The 21,407-nt window shown below is 66.9% G+C and carries 19 protein-coding genes; 14 read left to right on the forward strand and 5 right to left on the reverse strand.

The window, feature by feature from the left end; all coding sequences use genetic code 11:
• Window positions 1–14: 14 nt before the first annotated feature.
• From purB to AC3WJI_RS12230, 4 genes are all read left to right on the forward strand, one after another.
• Window positions 15–1,325: an adenylosuccinate lyase gene (purB, locus tag AC3WJI_RS12215; RefSeq protein WP_492757546.1), complete on the forward strand. Its 1,311-nt coding sequence runs from the start codon at window positions 15–17 to the stop codon at window positions 1,323–1,325.
• Window positions 1,322–1,933, forward strand: coding sequence for a biliverdin-producing heme oxygenase (locus AC3WJI_RS12220; protein WP_492757547.1), 612 nt, complete (start codon window positions 1,322–1,324; stop codon window positions 1,931–1,933). Before purB ends, AC3WJI_RS12220 begins: the two co-directional genes overlap by 4 nt.
• Window positions 1,934–1,935: 2 nt before the next feature.
• Window positions 1,936–4,488 carry an HWE histidine kinase domain-containing protein gene (locus AC3WJI_RS12225; RefSeq protein WP_492757548.1) on the forward strand — a complete coding sequence of 851 codons (2,553 nt, stop codon included), beginning with the start codon at window positions 1,936–1,938 and terminating at the stop codon, window positions 4,486–4,488.
• Window positions 4,489–4,684: 196 nt separating this feature from the next.
• Entirely contained in the window at window positions 4,685–5,506 is an 822-nt protein-coding gene (locus AC3WJI_RS12230; RefSeq protein WP_492757549.1) for a peptidoglycan-binding domain-containing protein, read from the forward strand.
• A gap of 51 nt (window positions 5,507–5,557) precedes the next feature.
• On the opposite strand, the gene AC3WJI_RS12235 is transcribed toward AC3WJI_RS12230, so the two are convergent.
• The 4 genes from AC3WJI_RS12235 to dnaK all read right to left on the reverse strand — a co-directional run bounded on the left by AC3WJI_RS12235 (window position 5,558) and on the right by dnaK (window position 10,164).
• Window positions 5,558–6,346: a hypothetical protein gene (locus AC3WJI_RS12235; protein ID WP_492757550.1), complete on the reverse strand. Its 789-nt coding sequence runs from the start codon at window positions 6,344–6,346 to the stop codon at window positions 5,558–5,560.
• Window positions 6,336–6,644, reverse strand: a complete 309-nt coding sequence (locus AC3WJI_RS12240; RefSeq protein ID WP_492757551.1) for a hypothetical protein — start codon at window positions 6,642–6,644, stop codon at window positions 6,336–6,338. The genes AC3WJI_RS12235 and AC3WJI_RS12240 overlap by 11 nt, the downstream gene beginning before the upstream one ends.
• A gap of 416 nt (window positions 6,645–7,060) precedes the next feature.
• On the reverse strand, window positions 7,061–8,182 hold the full coding sequence (gene dnaJ, locus AC3WJI_RS12245; protein ID WP_492757552.1) for a molecular chaperone DnaJ: 1,122 nt from the start codon (window positions 8,180–8,182) through the stop codon (window positions 7,061–7,063).
• Window positions 8,183–8,247: 65 nt separating this feature from the next.
• Window positions 8,248–10,164 carry a molecular chaperone DnaK gene (gene dnaK / locus AC3WJI_RS12250; protein ID WP_492757553.1) on the reverse strand — a complete coding sequence of 639 codons (1,917 nt, stop codon included), beginning with the start codon at window positions 10,162–10,164 and terminating at the stop codon, window positions 8,248–8,250.
• A 171-nt stretch (window positions 10,165–10,335) separates the two neighbouring features.
• Between dnaK and AC3WJI_RS12255 the strand changes: the two genes are divergently transcribed.
• The 9 genes from AC3WJI_RS12255 (at window position 10,336) to AC3WJI_RS12295 (ending at window position 18,386) form a co-directional block, all read left to right on the forward strand.
• Window positions 10,336–10,776, forward strand: coding sequence for a copper chaperone PCu(A)C (locus tag AC3WJI_RS12255; RefSeq protein ID WP_492757554.1), 441 nt, complete (start codon window positions 10,336–10,338; stop codon window positions 10,774–10,776).
• Between the two features lie 157 nt (window positions 10,777–10,933).
• Window positions 10,934–12,661: a TadE/TadG family type IV pilus assembly protein gene (locus AC3WJI_RS12260; RefSeq protein WP_492757555.1), complete on the forward strand. Its 1,728-nt coding sequence runs from the start codon at window positions 10,934–10,936 to the stop codon at window positions 12,659–12,661.
• Window positions 12,658–13,257, forward strand: a complete 600-nt coding sequence (locus tag AC3WJI_RS12265; protein ID WP_492757556.1) for a TadE family protein — start codon at window positions 12,658–12,660, stop codon at window positions 13,255–13,257. Before AC3WJI_RS12260 ends, AC3WJI_RS12265 begins: the two co-directional genes overlap by 4 nt.
• Entirely contained in the window at window positions 13,254–13,967 is a 714-nt protein-coding gene (locus tag AC3WJI_RS12270; RefSeq protein WP_492757557.1) for a TadE/TadG family type IV pilus assembly protein, read from the forward strand. Before AC3WJI_RS12265 ends, AC3WJI_RS12270 begins: the two co-directional genes overlap by 4 nt.
• A gap of 51 nt (window positions 13,968–14,018) precedes the next feature.
• Window positions 14,019–14,552 carry a PH domain-containing protein gene (locus AC3WJI_RS12275; protein ID WP_492757558.1) on the forward strand — a complete coding sequence of 178 codons (534 nt, stop codon included), beginning with the start codon at window positions 14,019–14,021 and terminating at the stop codon, window positions 14,550–14,552.
• 319 nt (window positions 14,553–14,871) lie between these two features.
• Window positions 14,872–15,108, forward strand: a complete 237-nt coding sequence (locus tag AC3WJI_RS12280; RefSeq protein ID WP_492757559.1) for a hypothetical protein — start codon at window positions 14,872–14,874, stop codon at window positions 15,106–15,108.
• Between the two features lie 620 nt (window positions 15,109–15,728).
• Entirely contained in the window at window positions 15,729–16,592 is an 864-nt protein-coding gene (locus AC3WJI_RS12285; RefSeq protein ID WP_492757560.1) for a CDP-alcohol phosphatidyltransferase family protein, read from the forward strand.
• The gene (locus AC3WJI_RS12290) at window positions 16,589–17,680 is read left to right on the forward strand and encodes an inositol-3-phosphate synthase (protein WP_492757561.1); all 1,092 of its coding nucleotides are present in this window, start codon (window positions 16,589–16,591) and stop codon (window positions 17,678–17,680) included. Before AC3WJI_RS12285 ends, AC3WJI_RS12290 begins: the two co-directional genes overlap by 4 nt.
• A gap of 4 nt (window positions 17,681–17,684) precedes the next feature.
• Complete coding sequence (locus AC3WJI_RS12295) at window positions 17,685–18,386, forward strand: phosphocholine cytidylyltransferase family protein (RefSeq protein ID WP_492757562.1); 702 nt, start codon at window positions 17,685–17,687, stop codon at window positions 18,384–18,386.
• Window positions 18,387–18,501: 115 nt separating this feature from the next.
• Here AC3WJI_RS12295 and AC3WJI_RS12300 read toward each other — a convergent pair whose 3' ends face one another.
• Window positions 18,502–19,305: a calcium-binding protein gene (locus AC3WJI_RS12300; RefSeq protein WP_492757563.1), complete on the reverse strand. Its 804-nt coding sequence runs from the start codon at window positions 19,303–19,305 to the stop codon at window positions 18,502–18,504.
• A gap of 300 nt (window positions 19,306–19,605) precedes the next feature.
• On the opposite strand from AC3WJI_RS12300, the gene AC3WJI_RS12305 reads away from it, so the two are divergent.
• Complete coding sequence (locus AC3WJI_RS12305; RefSeq protein WP_492757564.1) at window positions 19,606–21,381, forward strand: methyl-accepting chemotaxis protein; 1,776 nt, start codon at window positions 19,606–19,608, stop codon at window positions 21,379–21,381.
• The last annotated feature ends 26 nt before the right edge of the window (window positions 21,382–21,407 follow it).

Below are 21,407 nucleotides of genomic sequence, written 5' to 3' on the forward strand. Positions count from 1 at the left end.
GCGAAAGGCTTATCATGGTTCCCCGTTATTCGCGGCCCGAAATGACTGCGATCTGGTCCCCCGAGGCGCGCTTCGCGATCTGGTTCGAGATCGAGGCGCACGCCACCGAGGCGCTCGCCGAATTGGGCGTGGTGCCCAAGGCCGCCGCCAAGGCGCTTTGGGACTGGTGGGCGACCAAGCCCGCGATCGACGTCGCCGCGATCGACGCGATCGAGGCAGTGACCAAGCACGACGTCATCGCTTTCCTGACCTGGGTCGCCGAACAGGTCGGCGACGAGGCGCGCTTCATGCACCAGGGCATGACCAGCAGCGACGTGCTCGACACCTGCCTCGCCGTCCAGCTCGCCCGCGCCGCCGACATCCTGCTCGCCGATCTCGACGCGCTGCTCGAAGTGCTCAAGCGCCGCGCGTACGAGCACAAGCTCACCCCGACGATCGGCCGCAGCCACGGCATCCATGCCGAACCGGTCACCTTCGGATTGAAGCTCGCCGAGGCCTATGCCGAGTTCAAGCGCAACCGCGAGCGCCTCGTCGCGGCCCGCGCCGACATCGCCACTTGCGCGATCTCGGGCGCGGTCGGCACCTTCGCCAATATCGATCCCCGCGTCGAAGCGCATGTCGCCGAGAAGCTCGGCCTGTCGGTCGAGCCCGTCTCGACCCAGGTCATCCCGCGCGATCGCCACGCGATGTTCTTCGCGACGCTCGGCGTCATCGCCAGCTCGATCGAGCGCCTCGCCGTCGAAGTCCGCCACCTCCAGCGCACCGAAGTGCTCGAAGCCGAGGAATATTTCTCGCCCGGCCAGAAGGGCAGCAGCGCTATGCCGCACAAGCGCAACCCGGTGCTCACCGAGAACTTGACCGGCCTCGCCCGCATGGTCCGCAGCGCGGCGATCCCCGCGATGGAGAATGTCGCGCTGTGGCACGAGCGCGATATCAGCCACTCCTCGGTCGAGCGCTATATCGGCCCCGACGCGACGATCACGCTCGATTTCGCCCTCGCCCGCCTCACCGGCGTGATGGACAAGCTCCTTGTCTACCCTGCGCGGATGCAGAAGAATCTCGACCGCATGGGCGGGCTCGTCCATTCGCAGCGCGTCCTGCTCGCGCTCACCCAGGCCGGGGTCAGCCGCGAGGACAGCTATCGGCTCGTCCAGCGCAACGCGATGAAGGTGTGGGAGAGCGACGGCGAACTGTCGCTGCTCGAACTGCTGAAGGCCGATCCCGAGGTCACCGCCGCGCTCTCTCCGCAAGAACTCGAGGACAAGTTCGACCTCGGCTATCACTTCAAGCAGGTCGACACGATCTTCGATCGCGTCTTCGCTTGAACGACACCCACAAGGCGCTTCGCGCCGGCACCGCCGAGGCGCACGACCGGGTCGACGCCGCCTTCGCCGCGTTCGACCTGACCGACCGCGACAGCTACGCCGCCTTCTTGCGTGCGCACGCCGAAGTGCTGCTGCCGCTCGAGGACGCGCTAGACGCGGCTGGTGCCGAGCGGATCGCCCCCGACTGGGAGACGCGCAAGCGCGGTCACCTGCTCAAGGAAGACCTCGCCTTCCTCCGCCCTATCCGTCACCCCCGCGAAAGCGGGGGCCCATCTCCCACACTCTCTGCCCGGGACGACGCGTCGGAGATGGGTCCCCGCCTTCGCGGGGATGACGCTTGGGAGCTTAGAACCGATGCCACCCTCGCCGGCGCGCTCTACGTCCTCGAGGGCTCGCGGCTCGGGGGCCGCTTCCTCGCCCGCCAGGTTCCTTCGGGCTTCCCCCGCGCCTATCTTGATGCAGATCAACCGCCTGAGAAATGGCGAAATTTGCTGGATCGCATAGATACTATCCTATATCAGCCCGATGAATTGCAGTCCGCCCTAGCCGCTGCCCACCAGGTCTTCGCGGCGTTCGAGCGTTCCGCGCTACGCTGGGCTAAGGACTGAGTTTGTCGGATAGCGGTGATTTCGAGGTCGACCTGACCAATTGCGATCGGGAGCCGATCCACGAACTCGGGGCGATCCAGCCCTTCGGGTTCCTGCTCGCTCTGTCGACCGACTGGCTGATCCGCCGCGCCTCGGCGAACATCCACGATTTCTTCGGAGTCGAAGCCGAAGAGCTGCTCGGCACCTCGGCGATCCCGCTGTTCGGCGAGCATGCCGTCCACACCTTGCGCAACCGCCTCGCGATGCTGCGCGGTCCCGATGCTGTCGAGCGGATGTTCGGGCTGACCCTGCCCAATGGCCGCCGCCTCGATTTCGCGCTCCACATGATCGGCGACGTGCTGATCATCGAGGGCGAGGACAGCAGCGACGAGGCTGCCGCCGATGCCGGCTCGGCGATCCGCGCGATGATGGGCCGGCTCGACGCGACCGGCGACACCACCAGCTTCTACCGCGAAGGCGCGCGCCAGGTCCGCGCGCTGACCGGGTTCGACCGCGTCATGGTCTATCGCTTCGATCCCGACGGCTCGGGCGAAGTCGTCGCCGAGTCCGCGCGCGCCGGGATCGGCAGCTTCCTCGACCTGCGCTATCCCGCGTCGGACATTCCGCAACAGGCGCGCAAGCTCTACGTCCGCACGCCCTTCCGGATCATCGCCGATATCGACGCGACTCCGGTGCCGATCCTGCCTCGCCGCGACGAGACCGGCGCGCCGATCGACCTTTCGCTGTCGGTGCTGCGCTCGGTCTCGCCGATCCACATCGAATATCTCAAGAACATGGGTGTCGGTGCCTCGCTGTCGATCTCGATCATCGTCGAGGGCCAGCTTTGGGGGCTGTTCGCCTGCCACCATTATAGCGCCCGCCGCCCGAGCTTCGAGCGCCGCTCGGTTGCCGAATTGTTCGGCCAGATGTTCGCGCTCAAGCTCGAGAGCCGCGAGCGCAAGCAGCTCCAGGCCTATGAGACCAACGCCCGTGCCAGCAGCGACCGGCTGCTCGCCGCAGTGGCCGGCGACGCGACGTTGCTCGACAATCCCGACTGGCTCGGCGCGATGCTGCGCGAGACCGTGCCATGCGACGGCATCGCGATCTGGATCGACGGCAAGTGCGCGCATAGCGGGCTGACTCCGCCGCCCGAGGCCTTCGCCGCCTTGGTCCGCCGGCTGAGCGCGATGGCCGCGGGCCGCATCTTCGCGACCGACCGGCTCGCCGATACGCTCGCGCCCGCCGAGGCCTATAGCGACATCGCCGCCGGGCTGCTCGCCATCCCGATCTCGCGGAGCCCGCGCGATTACGTGCTGCTGTTCCGCCAGGAAAAGGTGCGCACGGTCAAATGGGCGGGCGACCCGCACAAGCCCGCGCAACTCGGCCCCAACGGCCCGCGGCTCACCCCACGCAAGAGCTTCGAATTGTGGAGCCAGGAAGTCCGCGGCCGCTCCGAGCCCTTCTCCGCCGCCGAGATCCGCGTCGCCGAGATGCTGCGCGCCTCGCTGATCGAAGTCGTGCTGCGCCTCAGCGACGACGCGCAGGAAGAGCGCCGCCGCTTCTCGGAGCGGCAGGAACTGCTCATCGCCGAGCTCAACCACCGCGTCCGCAACATCCTCAGCCTGATCCGCGGGCTCGTCCGCCAGTCGCTCGACCCGCAGGCCGACACGCGCAGCACGATCAGCCTGCTCGAAGGCCGAATCGAGAGCCTCGCGCGCGCGCACGACCAGATCACCCAGGACAATTGGAGCGCCGCGCCGCTCGGCCGGCTGATCGAGACCGAGGCCGCGGCCTATCTCGGCGGCAAGAGCCAGCGCCTCGTCTGCTCCGGCCCCTCGGTGCTGCTCCACCCCAATGCCTTCTCGACCCTGGCTTTGGTGTTCCACGAGCTGATGACCAATTCGGCCAAATATGGCGCGCTGTCGGACAATGGCAGCGTCCAGGTCGCATGGCATCTCGACGAGGAAGGTGATCTGAACATCGAATGGCGCGAGCGCGGCGGCCCCGCGGTCCAGCCGCCCCGGCGCCAGGGCTTCGGCACGACGATCATCCAGCGCTCGATCCCCTATGATCTCGGCGGCAAGGCCGAGGTCCGCTATGCGCTCACCGGGCTCGAGGCCGATTTCTGCATCCCGGCGCGCCATGTCGAGGCCGACGATCCCGCCCGCCCGCCGGTCGCCGCGGTCAGCATCACCAGCGATGCCCATGAAGTGGGCGAAGGCGTGCTCACTGGCGCGGCCCTGCTCGTCGAGGACAGCCTGATCATCGCGATGGACGCCGAGGACATCCTCACTCGCCTCGGCGCGGCGCGTGTCGTCACCGCCGCTGGCGTCCGCCAGGCGCAGCAGGAAATCGCGCGCGACCAGTTCGAGGTCGCCGTACTCGACGTCAATCTCGGCAGCGAGACCAGCCTGTCGATCGCCGACACGCTGCGCGCCAAGGGCGTGCCCTTCATCTTCGCCACCGGCTATGGCGAGCAGCTCCGCCTGCCCCCCGAGCACGAAGGCGCGCAAGTGATCCAGAAACCCTACACCCTGGCCAGCCTCGCCCAGGCCCTCAGCCAAGCATTGCGCTAACGCCCAATCCTCCCCCGCCAGGGGGAGGTGTCAGCGCAGCTGACGGAGCGGGAGGAATCACCGAGCGTAGTGAGTCCTCCCCCTCCGTCGCCTTCGGCGCCACCTCCCCCTGGCGGGGGAGGATTTCCGAATTCCGCCAACTTTCCTACAACCCCATTTGCGCCTATCCTTGCCCCCGGGCAGACGGGGGAACAGCATGGCGATCGAAGCACCGGTAGGCAAAGGCGCGGCCAACACCCTCGCCGACGTCCTCGTCGTCCAGCATCTGCTCAACGACTGGCTCGGCGACACCGGCCAGAAGCCGCTGCCGACCAACGGCAATTGCGGTCCGCTCACGATCGCCGCGATCGAGGCGTTCCAGACCCGCGTACTCGGCGCGACCAAGCCCGATGGCCGTATCGATCCCGGCGGCCGCACCTGGAACGCGCTCTCGACCCGCGCGCCCGCTCCGCCGCCCGCCGCCCCCGCCCAGCGCAGCGGCGCGACATGGTGGCACGCCAACCAGGCCCGCTTTCCCAACAGCGCGGCGATCGCCGATCTCGTCCCCGGCTTCCGCGAAAAGGTCGCCGCCTTCGTCGCCGCGCTCAAGGCGGCGGGCGCGAACGTCAAGGTCTCGGCGACATTGCGCAACCGCACCCGCGCGCAGCTGATGCACTATAGCTGGCGCATCGCGCATGGCGGAATCGCGCCCAGGGACGTCCCCGCGCTCCCCGGCTGCGCGATCGTCTGGGACCATGGCGACCTCGCCGCCTCGAAGCAGGGGGCGCAGCAGATGGTCGACCTGTTCGGCATCGCCTTCCAGCCCTCGCTCACCTCGCGCCATATCGAGGGCCGCGCGATCGACATGACGATCGACTGGACCGGCACGCTCCAGCTCCGCGACAAGACCGGCCGAGTCCACTCCGTCGGCGCGCCGCGCTCGGGTGACGCCAACAAGGACCTGCACGCGATCGGCGCCACCTATGGCGTGATCAAGCTCGCCTCCGACCCGCCCCATTGGAGCGACGACGGCCATTGAGGCAACCCTGCGGCACATCGGCTCTATCGGAACGGACGCCGCGCCCGTCGCTCAGCGCGCGAGCACGATCTCGCCCGGCGCGAACCATAGCTCGTACGTTCCCGGACGAATCCCCTTGGATTTGCCATAGAGCCGACTGACGTCGATCGGCTTGAGCTTCGGGCTGGCAAGGCTGGCGCCGACCCAGTCCGAGACGCGCGCGAGCCGCTGGCACGCCGCGGGCTTGGTGCACCGTAAGGTATTTTCGGGCGTGCTGCGTCCCAGCTGGATCCCCGGCACCACGACCGGGATGCCGTCGATCTCACGTCCCGCCCAGGCGCTCGCCAGCGCCCGAGCGGCTGGACGCTGGCTCTCGTCGGCGATCTGCACATAGAGCCGCAATACCGATGGCGCCGCCTCGGCACTCGCCGCGTCGACGGCTGCGGAGGGAGAGGGCAGCGGCGCTGGCGCGGCACCGGCGGCGACCGGCGCCGCTTCGGCCGCCTCGGCGCTCACGCTATGCCCTAGCGCCCGCGCATCGCCGCTGGCCAGCGTGAGCAAGCGTGAGAGGCGCTGCCACTGCTCCGCCGAACGCTCTGCCGGATGCGCCTCCTGCACCACCAGCCGCGCATTGGCCAGCGTCGCGGTCAGGTCCGCAACCTTGACCGTCTGCTCGGCGGCGCGCTGCTCGGCGGCCTGGCGCAGCCGCTCAGCGGTCGCGCGCTGCTGGTTGAGATAGACCGCCAGAATCACGAACCCGGCGACGATCGCGACGAGCCCGAAGACGATATAGGGCCGCGAACGCTGCGAAGCGCGCTCGAGCCCGGCGATCAGGTCGTTGGCGTCCTGCTCAGCCAGCACGGCCAGGCAGCCCTGCAAGCCGGCGGACGATGTCCTCGACGAGATTGAACGCACGGTTGAGGAACAGCACCACGCGTCCTCCGGCGACCGAGGTCAGCCCGGTCGCGCCGAAGATCAGCCCGAGCTGGGTGGGATCGATCTTGCCGCTGCTGAACATCAGCACTCCGGCATAGATCAGCAGTGCGAACGACGCGAAGGCGCAGGCGAGATACACGATCCGCTCGGCCTGGAACATCCGCATCAGCCGGTCGAGCGCGTCGAGCGTCTGTGTCAGCGTCTGACGTTCGTCGTCGGTCATGCGCGCCCTCGCTCTCGCCGGCGCACGCGCGGTCGTTGCCGCGACGCCGGCCAGAAATGCAATGGCAGCGCGCGCCCAAAGGCTGCCGGATGCTGAAGGCTATCGCGAAAGACGACGATAGGCAATCGCCGGAGATCCCGGTGCCGCGTCAGCACTCAGCCCCTTCACTTCCCTCGCCCCCTACAGGGGGAGAGGGTTGCGCAGACTTAGGTTTTGCGAAGCAAAGCCTTAGTCGGAGCTGGGTGAGGGGATGCGGCTGCACAGCAGCCGCGGGGGGGCCCCCCCCCCCCCCCCCCCCGCGGCGCAACGCGCCGCTCTACCCCTCACCAAGCTACGCTAGGCAGCAAGCTGCCAAGCTTCGCTATCCTCTCCCCTAGCAAGGGGAGAGGGACTTTAGGCTAGACGCGGATACAGCCTTATCCCCCGACGGCCTTCTTCACCTTGGCAAAGAACCCGCTCGCTTGCGGGCATTCGTCGCCGGTCTCGGTCGCGCGGAATTCCTCGAGCAGCTCGCGCTGCTTCGCGGTGAGCTTGCTCGGCATCTCGACGTCGAGCCGCACGACCAGGTCGCCGCGCCCGCGCCCCTGGAGCACCGGCATGCCGGCGCCGCGGTGGCGCACCTCGCGTCCCGGCTGGGTGCCCGGCGCGATCTTGACCGCGATCTGCTCGCCGTCGAGCCCAGGAAGGGTGATCTCGCCGCCTAAAGCCGCGGTGGTGAAGCTGATCGGGGCATTTGCGAAAAGGGTCGTGCCCTGCCGCTCGAAGATCGCGTGCTTGGAGACGTGAAGGAAGATGTAGAGGTCGCCCGACGGCGCGCCGCGCGCACCCGCCTCGCCCTCGCCGCTCAGCCGGATCCGCGTGCCTTCGTCGACACCCGGCGGCACGTTGATCTTGAGCGTCTTGGTCTTGTCGACCCGGCCTTCGCCGCGGCAGTCGCGGCAGGGATCGCTGATCACCTCGCCGGCGCCGTGGCAGACCGGGCAGGTCCGTTCGACCATGAAGAAGCCCTGCTGGGCGCGCACCTTGCCGTGCCCGTTGCATTGCTTGCAGGCATGTGCCTGCGTCCCCGGCTTGGCGCCGGACCCTGCGCAGCTGTCGCAGACGCCCGACACGTCGACGGTGATCTCGCTGGTCTTGCCGTGCCAAGCCTCTTCGAGGCTGATTTCCATGTCGTAGCGCAGGTCGGCGCCGCGCAGATTGGGCCGGCCGCCGCCGCGCCCGCCCATGAACTCGCCGAACACGCTCTCGAAGATGTCGCTGAACCCGCCGAAATCCTGCGCGCCGTGGCCGCCGCCGCCGCCCATGCCGTTCTTGAACGCGGCATGGCCGAAGCGGTCGTACGCCGCGCGCTTCTGCGGGTCCTTGAGGCAGTCATACGCCTCGCTGACCGCCTTGAACTTCTCTTCGTGGTCCTTGCACCCGCCATTCTTGTCCGGGTGGTATTTCATCGCGAGCTTGCGATACGCCGACTTCAGCGTCGCATCGTCCGCAGTGCGCTCGCATTCGAGCAACTCGTAATAATCGACTTCGGTGGTCATCTACTCAGGCCCCCGCCCTCGCCGCCACCCCGGCCGGGGCGGGGGTGGCGGGGGCACGCATCACATTATGCCTTGTTGTCGTCCACCTCGGAGAACTCCGCGTCGACGACTTCCTCGCCGCCCGCCTCGTTCCCCGCTGCAGCCCCGCCGTCCGCGCTCGGCGACGCGTTCTCGGCAGCCTGCTTCTCGTAGATCGCCTGGCCCAGCTTCATCGCCACCTGGGCGAGGTTCTGCGCCTTGGCCTGCATCTCGTCGGCGTCGCCGCCGTCGATCGCAGTCTTGGTCTCGGCGATCGCCGCCTCGATCTCGCTCTTCAGCGACGCGTCGACCTTGTCGCCATTCTCGGCGAGCTGGCGTTCGGTCGTGTGGACGAGGCTCTCGGCATTGTTCTTGGCTTCCGCCCCGGCACGCCGCTTCTTGTCCTCTTCGGCGAACTGCTCGGCGTCGCGGACCATCTGCTCGATGTCGGCGTCCGAGAGACCACCCGAGGCCTGGATGCGGATCTGCTGCTCCTTGCCGGTGCCCTTGTCCTTGGCGGACACGTTGACGATGCCGTTGGCGTCGATATCGAAGGTCACTTCGATCTGCGGCACGCCGCGCGGCGCCGGCGGGATCCCGACCAGGTCGAACTGGCCGAGCATCTTGTTGTCCGCCGCCATTTCGCGCTCGCCCTGGAACACGCGGATCGTCACGGCGCCCTGATTGTCGTCGGCGGTCGAATAGACCTGCGACTTCTTGGTCGGGATCGTCGTGTTGCGGTCGATCATCCGGGTGAACACGCCGCCCAGCGTCTCGATGCCGAGGCTCAGCGGAGTCACGTCGAGCAGCAGCACGTCCTTCACGTCGCCCTGGAGCACGCCCGCCTGGATCGCCGCGCCGATCGCGACCACCTCATCGGGGTTCACGCCGGTGTGCGGGTCCTTGCCGAAGAACTGCTTCACGACTTCGCGCACCTTGGGCATGCGGGTCATGCCGCCGACCATCACGACTTCGTCGATCTGATTGGCCTTGAGCCCCGCATCGGCCAGCGCCTTGCGGCACGGCTCGAGCGTACGCTGGATCAGGTCGTCGACCAGGCGCTCGAGATCGGCGCGGCTGATCGCCTTGACCAGATGCTTCGGCCCATTGGCGTCCGCGGTGATGAACGGCAGGTTCACTTCGGTGGTCTGCGCCGAGCTCAGCTCGATCTTCGCCTTCTCGGCGGCTTCCTTCAGGCGCTGCAGCGCGAGCTTGTCCTTGGTGAGGTCGATGCCCTCGGCCTTGCGGAACTCGTCCGCGAGGAACTGGACGACCTTCGAGTCGAAATCCTCGCCGCCCAGGAAGGTGTCGCCGTTGGTCGCCTTCACTTCGAACACGCCGTCGCCGATCTCGAGCACCGAGATGTCGAACGTGCCGCCGCCGAGGTCATAGACCGCGATCGTCTTGCCGTCGTTCTTCTCGAGCCCGTAGGCGAGCGCCGCCGCGGTCGGCTCGTTGATGATGCGCAGCACTTCAAGGCCCGCGATCTTGCCGGCATCCTTGGTCGCCTGGCGCTGCGCGTCGTTGAAGTAGGCCGGAACGGTGATCACCGCCTGCGTCACGGTCTCGCCGAGATAGCTCTCCGCGGTTTCCTTCATCTTCTGCAGCGTGAAGGCCGAGATCTGCGACGGCGAATAATCCTCGCCGCCCGCCTTGACCCAGGCGTCGCCGTTCGAGCCGCGCACGATCGAATAGGGCACCAGCTCGGTGTCCTTCTTGGTCACCGGGTCGTCGAAGCGGCGGCCGATCAGGCGCTTCACCGCGAAGATGGTGTTGTCGCCGTTGGTCACCGCCTGGCGCTTCGCCGGCTGGCCGACCAGCCGCTCGCCGTCCTTGGCGAAGGCGACGATCGACGGCGTGGTGCGCGCGCCCTCGGCATTTTCGATGACCTTGGGCTTGCCGCCTTCCATCACGGCAACGCAGCTGTTGGTCGTACCCAGGTCGATTCCGATAACTTTAGCCATGGTCCCTCGTTGGCCCCCAGATTCTCAAGTGTTTAAAATCAAAAACTTGCCTGCCCCGCGCCCCGTGTCGGCAACGCAGGATGAGCAGTTGCGAAAGCGATATAGGTGCGCTTCCGCTTGCCGCAAGAAGGTCGCAATTCTAGGAACCTTCCCGAATTGGGAGACGGGCGGATGCGTGGATTTCCGGGGATCGTTGCGGCGGCGCTGTTGCTCGCCGGCTGCGGCAAGCCTGCCGAGCTGGACGCCGACCACGCCTGGGTGCGTCTCCCCGCGGTCGCCGGCCGTCCCGGCGCGGCCTATTTCACGGTCCATGGCGGCGCCGAGGCAGATACGTTGCTCGCGGTCTCGACCCCCGCGGCGCTGCGCGCCGAGCTTCACGAGACCAGCGACAAGGGCGGCGTCAAGTCGATGAGCCCCCTCCGCGACGTCGCCGTGCCGGCAAAGGACAGAATCGAATTCGCTCCCGGGGGCCGCCACGTGATGCTGTTCGATCTCGGCCCCGCAGTGAAGCCGGGAACCCGCGTACCGCTCGCGCTGGCCTTTGCCGGCGGCAAGAAGCTGGCACTTCAGGCAGAAGTGGTCGGCGCAGGCGATCCGCCGCCGGCTCGTTAACGGGGCATACGTAGAGTCCCGCAGGGCAAAACTCCTTAAACACCTGGAAACGAACTGTTTTTAGTTCCAGCGCAGAACGCGCTCCGAGTAGCGGACCTTAACCGGTCCCAGTGCGGAGCGAGTCTTGAAGCAAGATCGGCAACAGCATTCGGGGTTCATGACGCGGCTCGCGCGCGACACCCGGGGCACGACCTTGGCGATGATGGCGGCGATGCTCATCCCGCTCGCGGCGTTTTGCGGCTGCGCGATCGACACGGCGCGGCTGTGGGTCATCAAGACCCGGCTCCAGCAGGCTTGCGATGCCGGCGTGCTCGCCGGCCGCAAGTCGATGACCGACACCTCGCTCACCAACACCACGCTCGATGCGACCGCCGCCGCCCAGGCGCAGACCTTCTTCAACAACAATTTCCGCACCGGCTGGTTCAAGACCGCCACGGCCAGCTTCACGCCGACCAAGACCGCCGACGCGCAGGTCGCGGGGACCGCCACGGCAACCGTGCCGATGACGCTGATGACGATGTTCGGCTATTCGAACCAGCAGATCAACGTCACCTGCCAGGCGAGCTACGATGTCGCCGACACCGACGTGATCTTCGTGCTCGACACCACCGGCTCGATGGCCTGCCTGCCGAGCGACGACGACAATACCTGCAACAACTATGTCGGCTCGGCCGGCACGACGAGCTATGCGCGTCCGGCGGACGGCACCGCCAGCGGCAATGACAGCGTCGCCGGCTATCCCGGCAGCACCGCTTACTACGTGCCCGAGAAGAGCGGCTCGCGCATCGCCGCTTTGCGCTCGGCGGTGCTGAGCTTCTACGATACGCTCGCCTCCGCGGCCGACCCGTCGACCCATATCCGCTACGGCTTCGTCACCTATACCTCGACCGTGAACGCCGGAAAGGCGATCCTGTCGGTCTCGCCCGCCTATATGGTCGGCGGCACGGGCAGCGCGAACAGCCAGTGGAACTATGAATCGCGCATCCAGACCGGCACGTCGTTCGGCACGCCGACCTGGCGCTACCAGCAGTCGAACTTCGACGTGCGCAATTTCGTGTCGGGCGTCGCGGTCCCCGATCCCAGCAAGACCAACGGCGCGACGAGCCGCTGGACCGGGTGCATCGAGGAGCGCACCACCACGCCGGGGGCGATGACCTTCAGCCAGACCTCGCTGCCCGCCGATCTCGATCCCGATCTCGTGCCGGGGAGCAGCATCGACACGCAGTGGCGTCCGATGTGGCCCGAGCTCTTCTACGCCCGCAACAATTACGGCAGCACCGCCACCGCGACCTCGACCGGCGACAGCAGCAGCCACCCCAATATCGGCGCCACCGCCTACCTCCAGTCGGGCTTCGTTTCTTGCGGCAAGCCGGTCTCCCGGCTCGACACGATGACGCGCACCCAGGTGTCGAACTTCGTCAACGCGGCCGATTTCCGTCCGATCGGCGGCACCTATCACGATGTCGGCATGATCTGGGGCACCCGGATGATCTCGCCCTCGGGCATCTTCGGTGGCGACACCGCGGCGTGGCCGGCACGCCAGGCGCCCAACCGCGTGATCGTCTTCCTCACCGACGGCGACATGGCGCCCAACACCGGCGTCTACGGCATGTACGGCAACGAATATTACGATCGGCGGGTGAGCAATGGCGACTTCACCAACCTCAAGGCCTATCACAATGCCCGCTTCCTGGCGGAGTGCACCGCGGCCAAGGCGCGCAACATCCAGGTCTGGACGGTGACGATCGATTCGAGCGCGACCACCGAGATGAAGTCGTGCGCCACCACCAGCAGCCAGGCGCTCTACACCACCACCGGTTCGGGACTCGCCACTGCCTTCGCCAACATCGCCAAGCAGGTGGCGATGCTGCGGGTGTCGCAATGATCGCGGCACGGCGCCTGCGCGCCCGCCTCGCCCGCGATCGCCGCGGCGTCGCTGCGATCGAGTTCGCCATCCTCGCGCCGGTGATGCTCGCGCTGATGATGGGGCTGATGGAGCTCGGCTATCAGGCCTATGTCCAGGCGGTGCTCACCGGCGCGGTGCAGAAGGCGGGCCGCGACGGCGGCATCCAGGGTGCGACGCCGGCGTCGATCGACGCCAAGGTGCTCGAGCGCGTCCGGGCCGTTGCGTGGAACGCCTCCTTCTCGAGCGGCTTTCCGACGCGCCTCAATTATTCGAACTTCAGTGCGATCGCGCCCGAGCCCTTCGTCGATTCGAACAATAGCGGCGTCCGCGACCCGGGCGAGTGCTTCACCGACGTCAACGGCAACGGCCGCTGGGACGACGATGCCGGCAGGACCGGCCAGGGCGGCGCCAACGACGTCACCGTCTACACCGCCTCCATCGACTATACCCGGCTCTTCCCCGTCGCCCGCTGGTTCGGCTGGCCGGGCACCGCCACGCTGAGCGCGAGCACCACGCTGATGAACCAGCCCTACGCCACCCAGACCGTCAACAACCCGCCCACGGTCTGCAAGTGAAGCGCCGGTCGTTCCTCGCCCCGCTCCGCCGCTTCGCCGCCGCCACCGGCGGCGTCGCGATGATGGAGTTCGCGCTCGCGCTCCCGGTGGTGCTCCTGCTCGGCTGCTACGGAATCGAGACCGCGAACCTCGCGATCGTCAATCTGCGGGTCAGCCAGATCGCCTCGGGCCTTGCCGACAACGGCTCGCGCATGGGCGCGATGACCTCGCTCTCCACCGTTCAGCTGCGCGAGCTCGACATCAACAACGCGCTCCAGGCCGCACGGCTGCAGGGTGAATCCTTCGGCCTCGGCACGAACGGTCGCGTCACGATGTCGAGCCTCGAGAACATCCAGCAGAGCTACGACACCGCGCCCGTCCAGCGCATCCATTGGCAACGCTGCTTCGGCATGAAGCGCGGTGCCGGCTACGATTCCAGCTACGGCACCACCAGCGTCACCGCGGGCACCGATGCCACCAAGGCCAATGCCGGCACCACTTCCGCCGGCATGGGCGATCCGGGCGCGATGGTTACGTCGGTGAGCGGCGCGGCGCTGATCTTCGTCGAGGTCAATTACGACTATCAGCGGCTGTTCGGGGGCGCCTTCATGAGCCCGGCCAAGATCCGCTACGTCGCCTCCTTCCTGGTCCGCGACCGCCGCGATCTCTCGCAATTGTTCAACCCCGCTCCCGCCGCGACGCGCTCGACCTGCGACAAATATACCGCCTGAGTTGAAGCCGCGGCGATCCGCGCTATCCTCCTCCTGCAAGGGAGGCCCATCATGCCGCAAGCCATAGACCGTTTCCGTTCGTCCACGCTCGGCTGGCTGCGCGGCTCGCTTGCCGGCTGGGGGACGATCCTGCTCATTCTCGCCGGGCTCGCCGGCTCGATCTGGGCGCTCGCCCAGCGCCCGGTCGCCGCCTGGGCGTGGCTGTTCCCGGTGGCTTTGGTCGCGGGGCTCGGCCTGCTGCTCAGCAAATGGTTTGCCAACCTCGCCACCACCTACGAAGTCACCGAGGACCGGCTGATCCTCCATAAGGGCATCGTCCGCAAATCGATCGACGAGATCGAGCTATACCGGATCAAGGACGTCCGCATCGATTTCAGCATCGTCAACCAGATGGCCGATCTCGGCACGATCAGCATCACCTCGTCCGACGAGACCACGCGCGACGGCCCGCTGGTGATACGCGACGTCGCCCGCGCCCGCGCCCGCCGCGAGGAACTGCGCACCCTGGTCAACACCGCCCGCCGCGCCCGCGGCGTCCGCGAAGTCGACATGGTCCACGAGGATCTCGGCGAGGGGCTGGCATGAATGACTGCTACCGCTCGTTGCAGGCGCCGGCATGTGGCAACGCGAAGCAGAACCTTCTCCAATGAAACTACCGGCGCCAATGATTTCGTGGACCGGAATTCAGAGTGCTCATTCAAATGATGGTGCGCAGCGCCAACTAGTATGAACGAGTTTTTTCTTAGGACAACTGAAGGTGGATCCCCAGTATCGGCTGTAGCTTAGCCTGCCTTTCCTGTCCGGGTTGTATAGTTCGCGTGACGTCCGTCACGCCCCAAGCGGGCTCCTCCCTGTAATCATCCTCATCGCCGGCCGGTTGGCCGCATAAATTGAGGAGGCAGGAATGAAGATCAAATTCGTCTTGATTGCGCTCGCGGCGCTAGGAGCCAACTCGGCTCTGCCAGTTTCGGCGCAGGATTATCAGGATCCAAAGGCAGCGGCGAGAAAGGCGCAGGAAGATGCCTGGGCGAAAGCGGTCAAAGAGAAGGCGCGCAACGATGCGATAGTCGAGCAGCAGCGCGCTGCTGAGAGAGCTGCGAAAACGAAGGCCACACCGAGGCCCGCCACGAAGCCACAGTAAATAGTGATTTGTCGGAGTGCCACAGCAAGCGCAGGCTCTCGTTAGGTCTGTCGCGACGAAATCGCGCTTGGGCGCCGCTCCTTTGCCCCATGGCAAGTGCTTCGGCCAAGCGCCTCCTGTTCAAGTTATCCGAGCATCATGTTCTTTTTCGACTGCTATTTGTCGGCGAAAGTTTTCTACTGGGTACGAGCCAAGACGTACATCAACAAATAGCAGCCTCTGGGAGGGCCGGCAGCGCTTCCTAAAGCATCATCGAGGCGCTGCCATCGCTCGTCAGGCAATGTGCCAACGGACGGCCCTTTCAGGCTTCGCTCGCATTGGGCTAAACGGCCGGCTTAGGGCGACAGCTGTCGGTCGGCTTTATGAGTCTACGATCTAGGGCAGCTTGTAGCACCCGAGGTTGGTCGCGCCATCCGCCGAGCCCCCCACGCAGAGGTTAGCCCCCGCCGGGCGCCATGTCCGACAGCCCTAGCCCCCGCCCCGTCGAATTATGACAGTGATCGTTACAGTTACGCCGGGCGCGTCAAAACCGCCGCCACCCCTCCCGCGTTCCGTATTACATGCACATTCAACGCAAATGACTTGCTGATTGCACAGCGCGCGCTGTATGTGACGAGCCGATGACAACTCCTCCGCCGGACGGGTCGCGGGATCGCCGGATCGAGGATCCGACCAACCTCTGGATCATTCACCCGGCAGGGCGGCGCCTGCTTCCCTGGTTCCTCGCGCGCGGCATCTCGGCCAATGCAACTTCGGTGCTCGGCCTGCTGCTCGGCGGGCTCGCCGCCGCGTCCTATGCCCAGTGGCACGATTGGCGATTCGCCTTTCTCGGCCTGCTCTTCTCGGTCGGCTGGCTGATCGCCGACGGGCTCGACGGAATGATCGCCCGCGCCACCCGCACCGCCAGCGCATTGGGCCGCGCGCTCGACGGGATGTGCGATCACGGCGTCTTCGCCTTGCTCTACCTCGTCCTCGCTTTCTCGCTCGGCACGCGCGAGGGCTGGATCCTCGCCGTGGTCGCCGCGATCTTCCACGCGGTCCAGTCGAACCTCTACGAGAGCGAGCGCGCGCGCTTCCACCGCCGCTGCAAGGGCCTCGCGCCGACTCCGCCCGAGCCGAGCCGCAACCCGCTCGTCCAGCTTTACGACGCCGTCGCCGGCAGCATGGATCGCATCGCTTATCGCCTCGACGAGGCGATGCGCCGCGCGCCCGATCCGGTCGCCTTCGGCCAGGCCTATGCCGCGCGCGCGCTCGGCCCGATGCGCTGGATGCGCCTGCTCACCGCCAATGCCCGCGTCTTTGCGATCTTCGCTGCCTGCCTCGCCGCCGATCCGCGGCTGTTCTGGTGGTTCGAGATCGTCCCCCTCACGCTGGTGCTGCTGATCGGCCTGATCTGGCATCGTGCCGTCGAAATCCGCCTCCTCCGAGAATTCGGGGCGGCAACCCAATCCCATCATTCATCCAGAGGACCCGAACTGCAATGAAGAGCATCAACATCGCGATCGTCGGCATCGGCAACTGCGCCAGCTCGCTCGTCCAGGGCCTGTCGCACTATCGCGACGGCGCCAACGACACCGTCGGCCTGATGCACTGGGACCTGGGCGGCTACCGCCCCAGCGACATCCACGTCGTCGCCGCCTGGGACGTCGATGCGCGCAAGGTCGGCAAGGACGTTGCCGAGGCGATCTTCGCCAAGCCCAATTGCACCGCGGTGTTCTGCGAGAGCATCGAGCCGACCGGCACCACGGTCCAGATGGGCCGCGTCATGGACGGCGTCGCCGAACACATGTCGGACTATAACGACGACCGCACCTTCGTCGTCGCCAACGATCGCGAAGCTACCAAGGAAGAGGTCGTCCGCGTCCTGCGCGAGACCAAGACCGACGTGCTGATGAACTACCTCCCCGTCGGGTCGCAGGAAGCATCGGAATTCTACGCCGAGTGCGCGCTCGAGGCGGGCGTGGCCTTCGTCAACAACATCCCGGTGTTCATCGCCAGCAACCCCGAATGGGCGCAGCGCTTCACCGACGCGGGCGTCCCGATCATCGGCGACGACATCAAGGCGCAGCTGGGCGCGACGATCGTCCACCGCGTGCTGACCGACCTGTTCGCCAAGCGCGGCGTCAAGCTCGATCGCACCTACCAGCTCAACACCGGCGGCAACACCGACTTCCTCAACATGTCGAACCACCGCCGCCTGGCGTCTAAGAAGATCTCCAAGACCGAAGCCGTCCAGTCGGTTGCGGCCGAGCGGCTCGAGGACGAGAACGTCCATATCGGCCCGTCGGATTACGTGCCGTGGCAGAACGACAACAAGGTCTGCTTCCTGCGCATGGAAGGCTCGATGTTCGGCGGCGTGCCGATGAACCTCGAACTGCGCCTATCGGTGGAAGACAGCCCGAACAGCGCCGGCGTCGCGATCGACATGATCCGCTGCGCCAAGCTCGCCAAGGACCGCGGCCTCGCCGGCCCGATCGACGCGGCCTCGGCCTATTTCTGCAAGCATCCCCGTACCCAGATGACCGACGACCTGGCGCAAACCGCGGTCGAGCAGTTCATCGCCGCCGCCTGACCGCGTGATCACCACTGCGATCCTGCTCGCCGCGGGCGAAGGCAGCCGCCTTCGTTCCGCAGCGGCATCCAAGCCCCTGTGCCCGGTCGGCGGCAAGCCGCTGATCGCGCACGCGCTTCACGGCTTTGCCGCGGCCGGTCTGGCTCGGGTCGTGGTAGTGCTCGGCTATGAGGCCGAGGCGATCGAGGCCTATCTCGCCGCGGGCGACTGGCCGCTCGCGGTCGACACCGTGCGCACCGCCGATTATCGCCAGCCTAACGGCGTCTCGGTCCTTGCCGCCGAGGACGCGATAGCCGGTGCCGACGCATTGCTCGCGATGTGCGACCATCTCGTCGACCCCGCACTCTATGCGCGCGTCGCCGCGGCGGGCACCGGCGGCGGCGCCCGCCTCGCGATCGACCGCAATATCGAAAGCGACTTGGTCGATTTGGACGACGTCACCTGCGTGCGCACGGCGGGCGAGGCGATCGTGGCGATCGGCAAGCATTTGCCCGACTATGACTGTTTCGACACCGGCGTCTTCGCCATCGGCCCGGCCTTGTTCGCCGCGCTGAACAGCCTCGAATCCTCCTCGCTCACCGAAGGCATGCGCGTCCTCGCCGCGGCGGGCGCCGCGCACACGATCGACTGCAGCGACCTGTCCTGGATCGACGTCGACGACCCCGCCGCGCTCGACAAAGCGGAAGACTGGTTGCGGGCGGCCTAGGTCAGCACGCGTCCACTGCACGGCAATCATCAGGTAAAGCCCCTCCCCTTCAGGGGAGGGTTTGGGTGGGGCCTGTCCGCGAGCCTCTACGCAGCGTCTCTCTCGTAAGACCGGTTCACCAGAAAATATCCGATGCCGCGAACTGCGTGACTCCGACCAGCCGGATCTCGAGATCGGCGCCCGCCACGCCATCGGTATCGACGTACAGATAGATTTCGCTGCCATAGCCCGGGAAATAGCCGACCTGCCCCGGCGCGACATCGCCCGCCGACGCCAATGCGCCGACGAAATTGAGCGGATCCAGGTCGAACGCGCTCAGGTCGAGCGTGTCGGTGCCGCGCGCGAAGTCGAGCAGCCAGTCGCCGGTATCCGCTGCGCTCGAATAGACGAAGCGGTCGGCGCCCGTGCCGCCATAGATCAAGTCGGCGCCGGTGCCGCCGATCAGCACGTCATCGCCATTCTGCCCGTACAGCCAGTCGTCGCCCGATCCGCCATAGAGCGTGTCGTTGCCCAGCTCGTTCGCCGAGTCGTAGGAGACGTTGCCGTACAGCCGGTCGTTGCCCGATCCGCCGTACAAGATGTCATCGCCAAGCCCGCCCGAAAGCGTGTCGTTGCCCGCCTGGCCGTACAACAGGTCGTTCCCAGCGACGCCCGCGGCCGGATAGCCTGAATCGGGATTCTTCTCACCAAAGATGATGTCGTTGCCGCCATGGCCATAGACCGCGTCAGATTCGCCCTGCGCGTTGATCACATCGGCCTTGTTCGATCCGTCCACCGTATCGTTGTTGCCCGTGAAATAGTTGTTGTACATCTGCGTCGGGCTGACATTGCCCGAGCGCAGATCGTCGAAATCCATCGGGTCCGCGGCCGTCGAGACCGGCGGCGAAACATAAGTGAAGCTGGTGGTATAGGCCCTCATCGTCGATCGCTCCCAATGCATGGTCCCCGCCCGCGCAGAGCGAGCAATCCGATACTGGCGATCCGCAGTTAAGCGGCACTATTCATCCGTGGTTGTTGCACGATTAATCGATGTCGTCACGGAATACTTGCAAAGACCGCGACCTGACAATTGTGACGATCCTATTGCAAGTATTGGCCCGCACGTGTCGCGCACCAACCCGGAATCGCCCTGCCGCGGCTAAAACAACCCCTTCGGCACAGTCCGCCGCAACGCCCTCTATAATGGCGATATCGGTGCCCGGGGGAGCGGACGACGAAGATGAAGATCGCAAACATGGTCCGCGCGGGCAGTGCCGCGCTTTTGGCGTTGCTGCTGCTGGGCGGCGTGATCGCCGCGACGCGAGTCGATGCGATCCGCATGGGCGGCGCGATGCAGGTCAAGTCGCGCCAGGCCGCCGACCTGATCGCCGACATCCTCCCGCCGCCCGAATATGTCATCGAATCCTATCTCGAGGCGACTCTGCTGCTCCAGCAGCCGCAGCGGCTCGAAGAGGCACGCAAGCGCCTGCGCAAGCTCCACGACGAATATGACACCCGCCACACCTATTGGACCGAGTCGAACCTCGATCCCGCGCTGAAAGAGGGCGTCACGCGCGCCACCCACGGCCCCGCCGCCGCCTTCTGGCGCGAGCTTGAGGACAATTACCTGCCCGCTATCGCCCGCGGCGACCGCGCCGCCGCCGCGCGCAGCTATGCGGCGCTGTCGCAGCGTTACGCCGAGCACCGCGTCCAGATCGACAAGCTCGTCGCCGATGCCACTGCCTATCAGGCCGGAGTAGAAAGCGACGCGAGCAGCCTGCTGACCACGACGATCGTGATCCTCGGAATCCTCGCCGCGCTCCTGCTCGGCCTGATCGCCGCCTGCGCCTTCGTCCTGCTGCGCCGCGTCGTCCGCCCGCTGGTCGAAGTCTCGGAAGTCACCGCGCGGCTCGCCAAGGGCGAGACCGCGATCGTCCCGCACCGCGACCGCGCCGACGAGCTCGGGGCGATCGCGCTCGCGGTCGAGCAGTTCCGCATGGCCGCGGTCGAGCGCGCCGCCGCCGACGCCCGCCTCGCGCGCGAGCAGGCGGCGGTCACCACCACGCTCAGCGAGAGCCTCGCAGCGCTCAGCCATGGCGACCTCACTGCCGAGATCCGCAGCGACTTCCCCTCGGCCTATGCCGCGCTCAAGGCCAATTTCAACGACGCGCTGGCCAGCCTGCGCGCGCTGATCGGCACCGTCACTGCCAGCGCCGCCTCGATCCGCGCCGGCGCCACCGAGATCGCCCGCGCCTCCGAGGATCTCGCCCGTCGCACCGAGACCAACGCCGCCAGCCTCGAAGAGACTTCGGCAGCGATCCAGCGGATGGACGACCGCCTCAAGCATAATGCCAGCGATGCCACTCGCACCGTCGAGCGCGCCGACGGGGCGATCGCGATCGTGTCGGACGGCCGCGCAGTCACCGACGAAGCCGTCCAGGCAATGACTCGCGTCAGCGACAGCGCGCGCGGCATCGACAGCGTCATCGAAGGGCTCGACAAGATCGCCTTCCAGACCCGCGTGCTCGCGATGAACGCCGCGGTCGAGGCCGGGCGCGCCGGCGAGGCGGGTCGCGGCTTCGCGGTCGTCGCCGACCTGGTCTCGGCGCTCGCGATGCGCGCCGAGGAAGAGGCCGGCCGCGCCCGCGACCAGCTGACCGCCACCCAGGCCGAGATCGGCGCGGCGGTCGCGATGGTCCAGAAGGTCGACGGCTCGCTCGCCGACATTTCGGAAGGCGTCCGCGCGGTCCACGAACTGATCGGCGGCATGGCCGCCGAGAATCAGGCGCAATCGACCGCGATCACCCAGGTCAGCGCCGCGATCGGGACGATGGACCAGGCGACGCAACAGAACGCCGCGATGGTCGAGGAAAGCTCGGCCGCCGCCCGCAATCTCAGCGCCGAAGTCGCCGCACTCGCCGAACAGGCGGCGAGGTTCGTCACTCGGGATCAGGCCCTCGCGGCGCCGATATTCGCCGCCAAGCCCAATGCGCTGCCCGGCGTGCTGCTCAACTAAGGCATAGGCTCATATAGCTGGCCCGG

The sequence above is a fragment of the Sphingomonas sp. FW306-1B-B10E genome, from assembly GCF_058782005.1.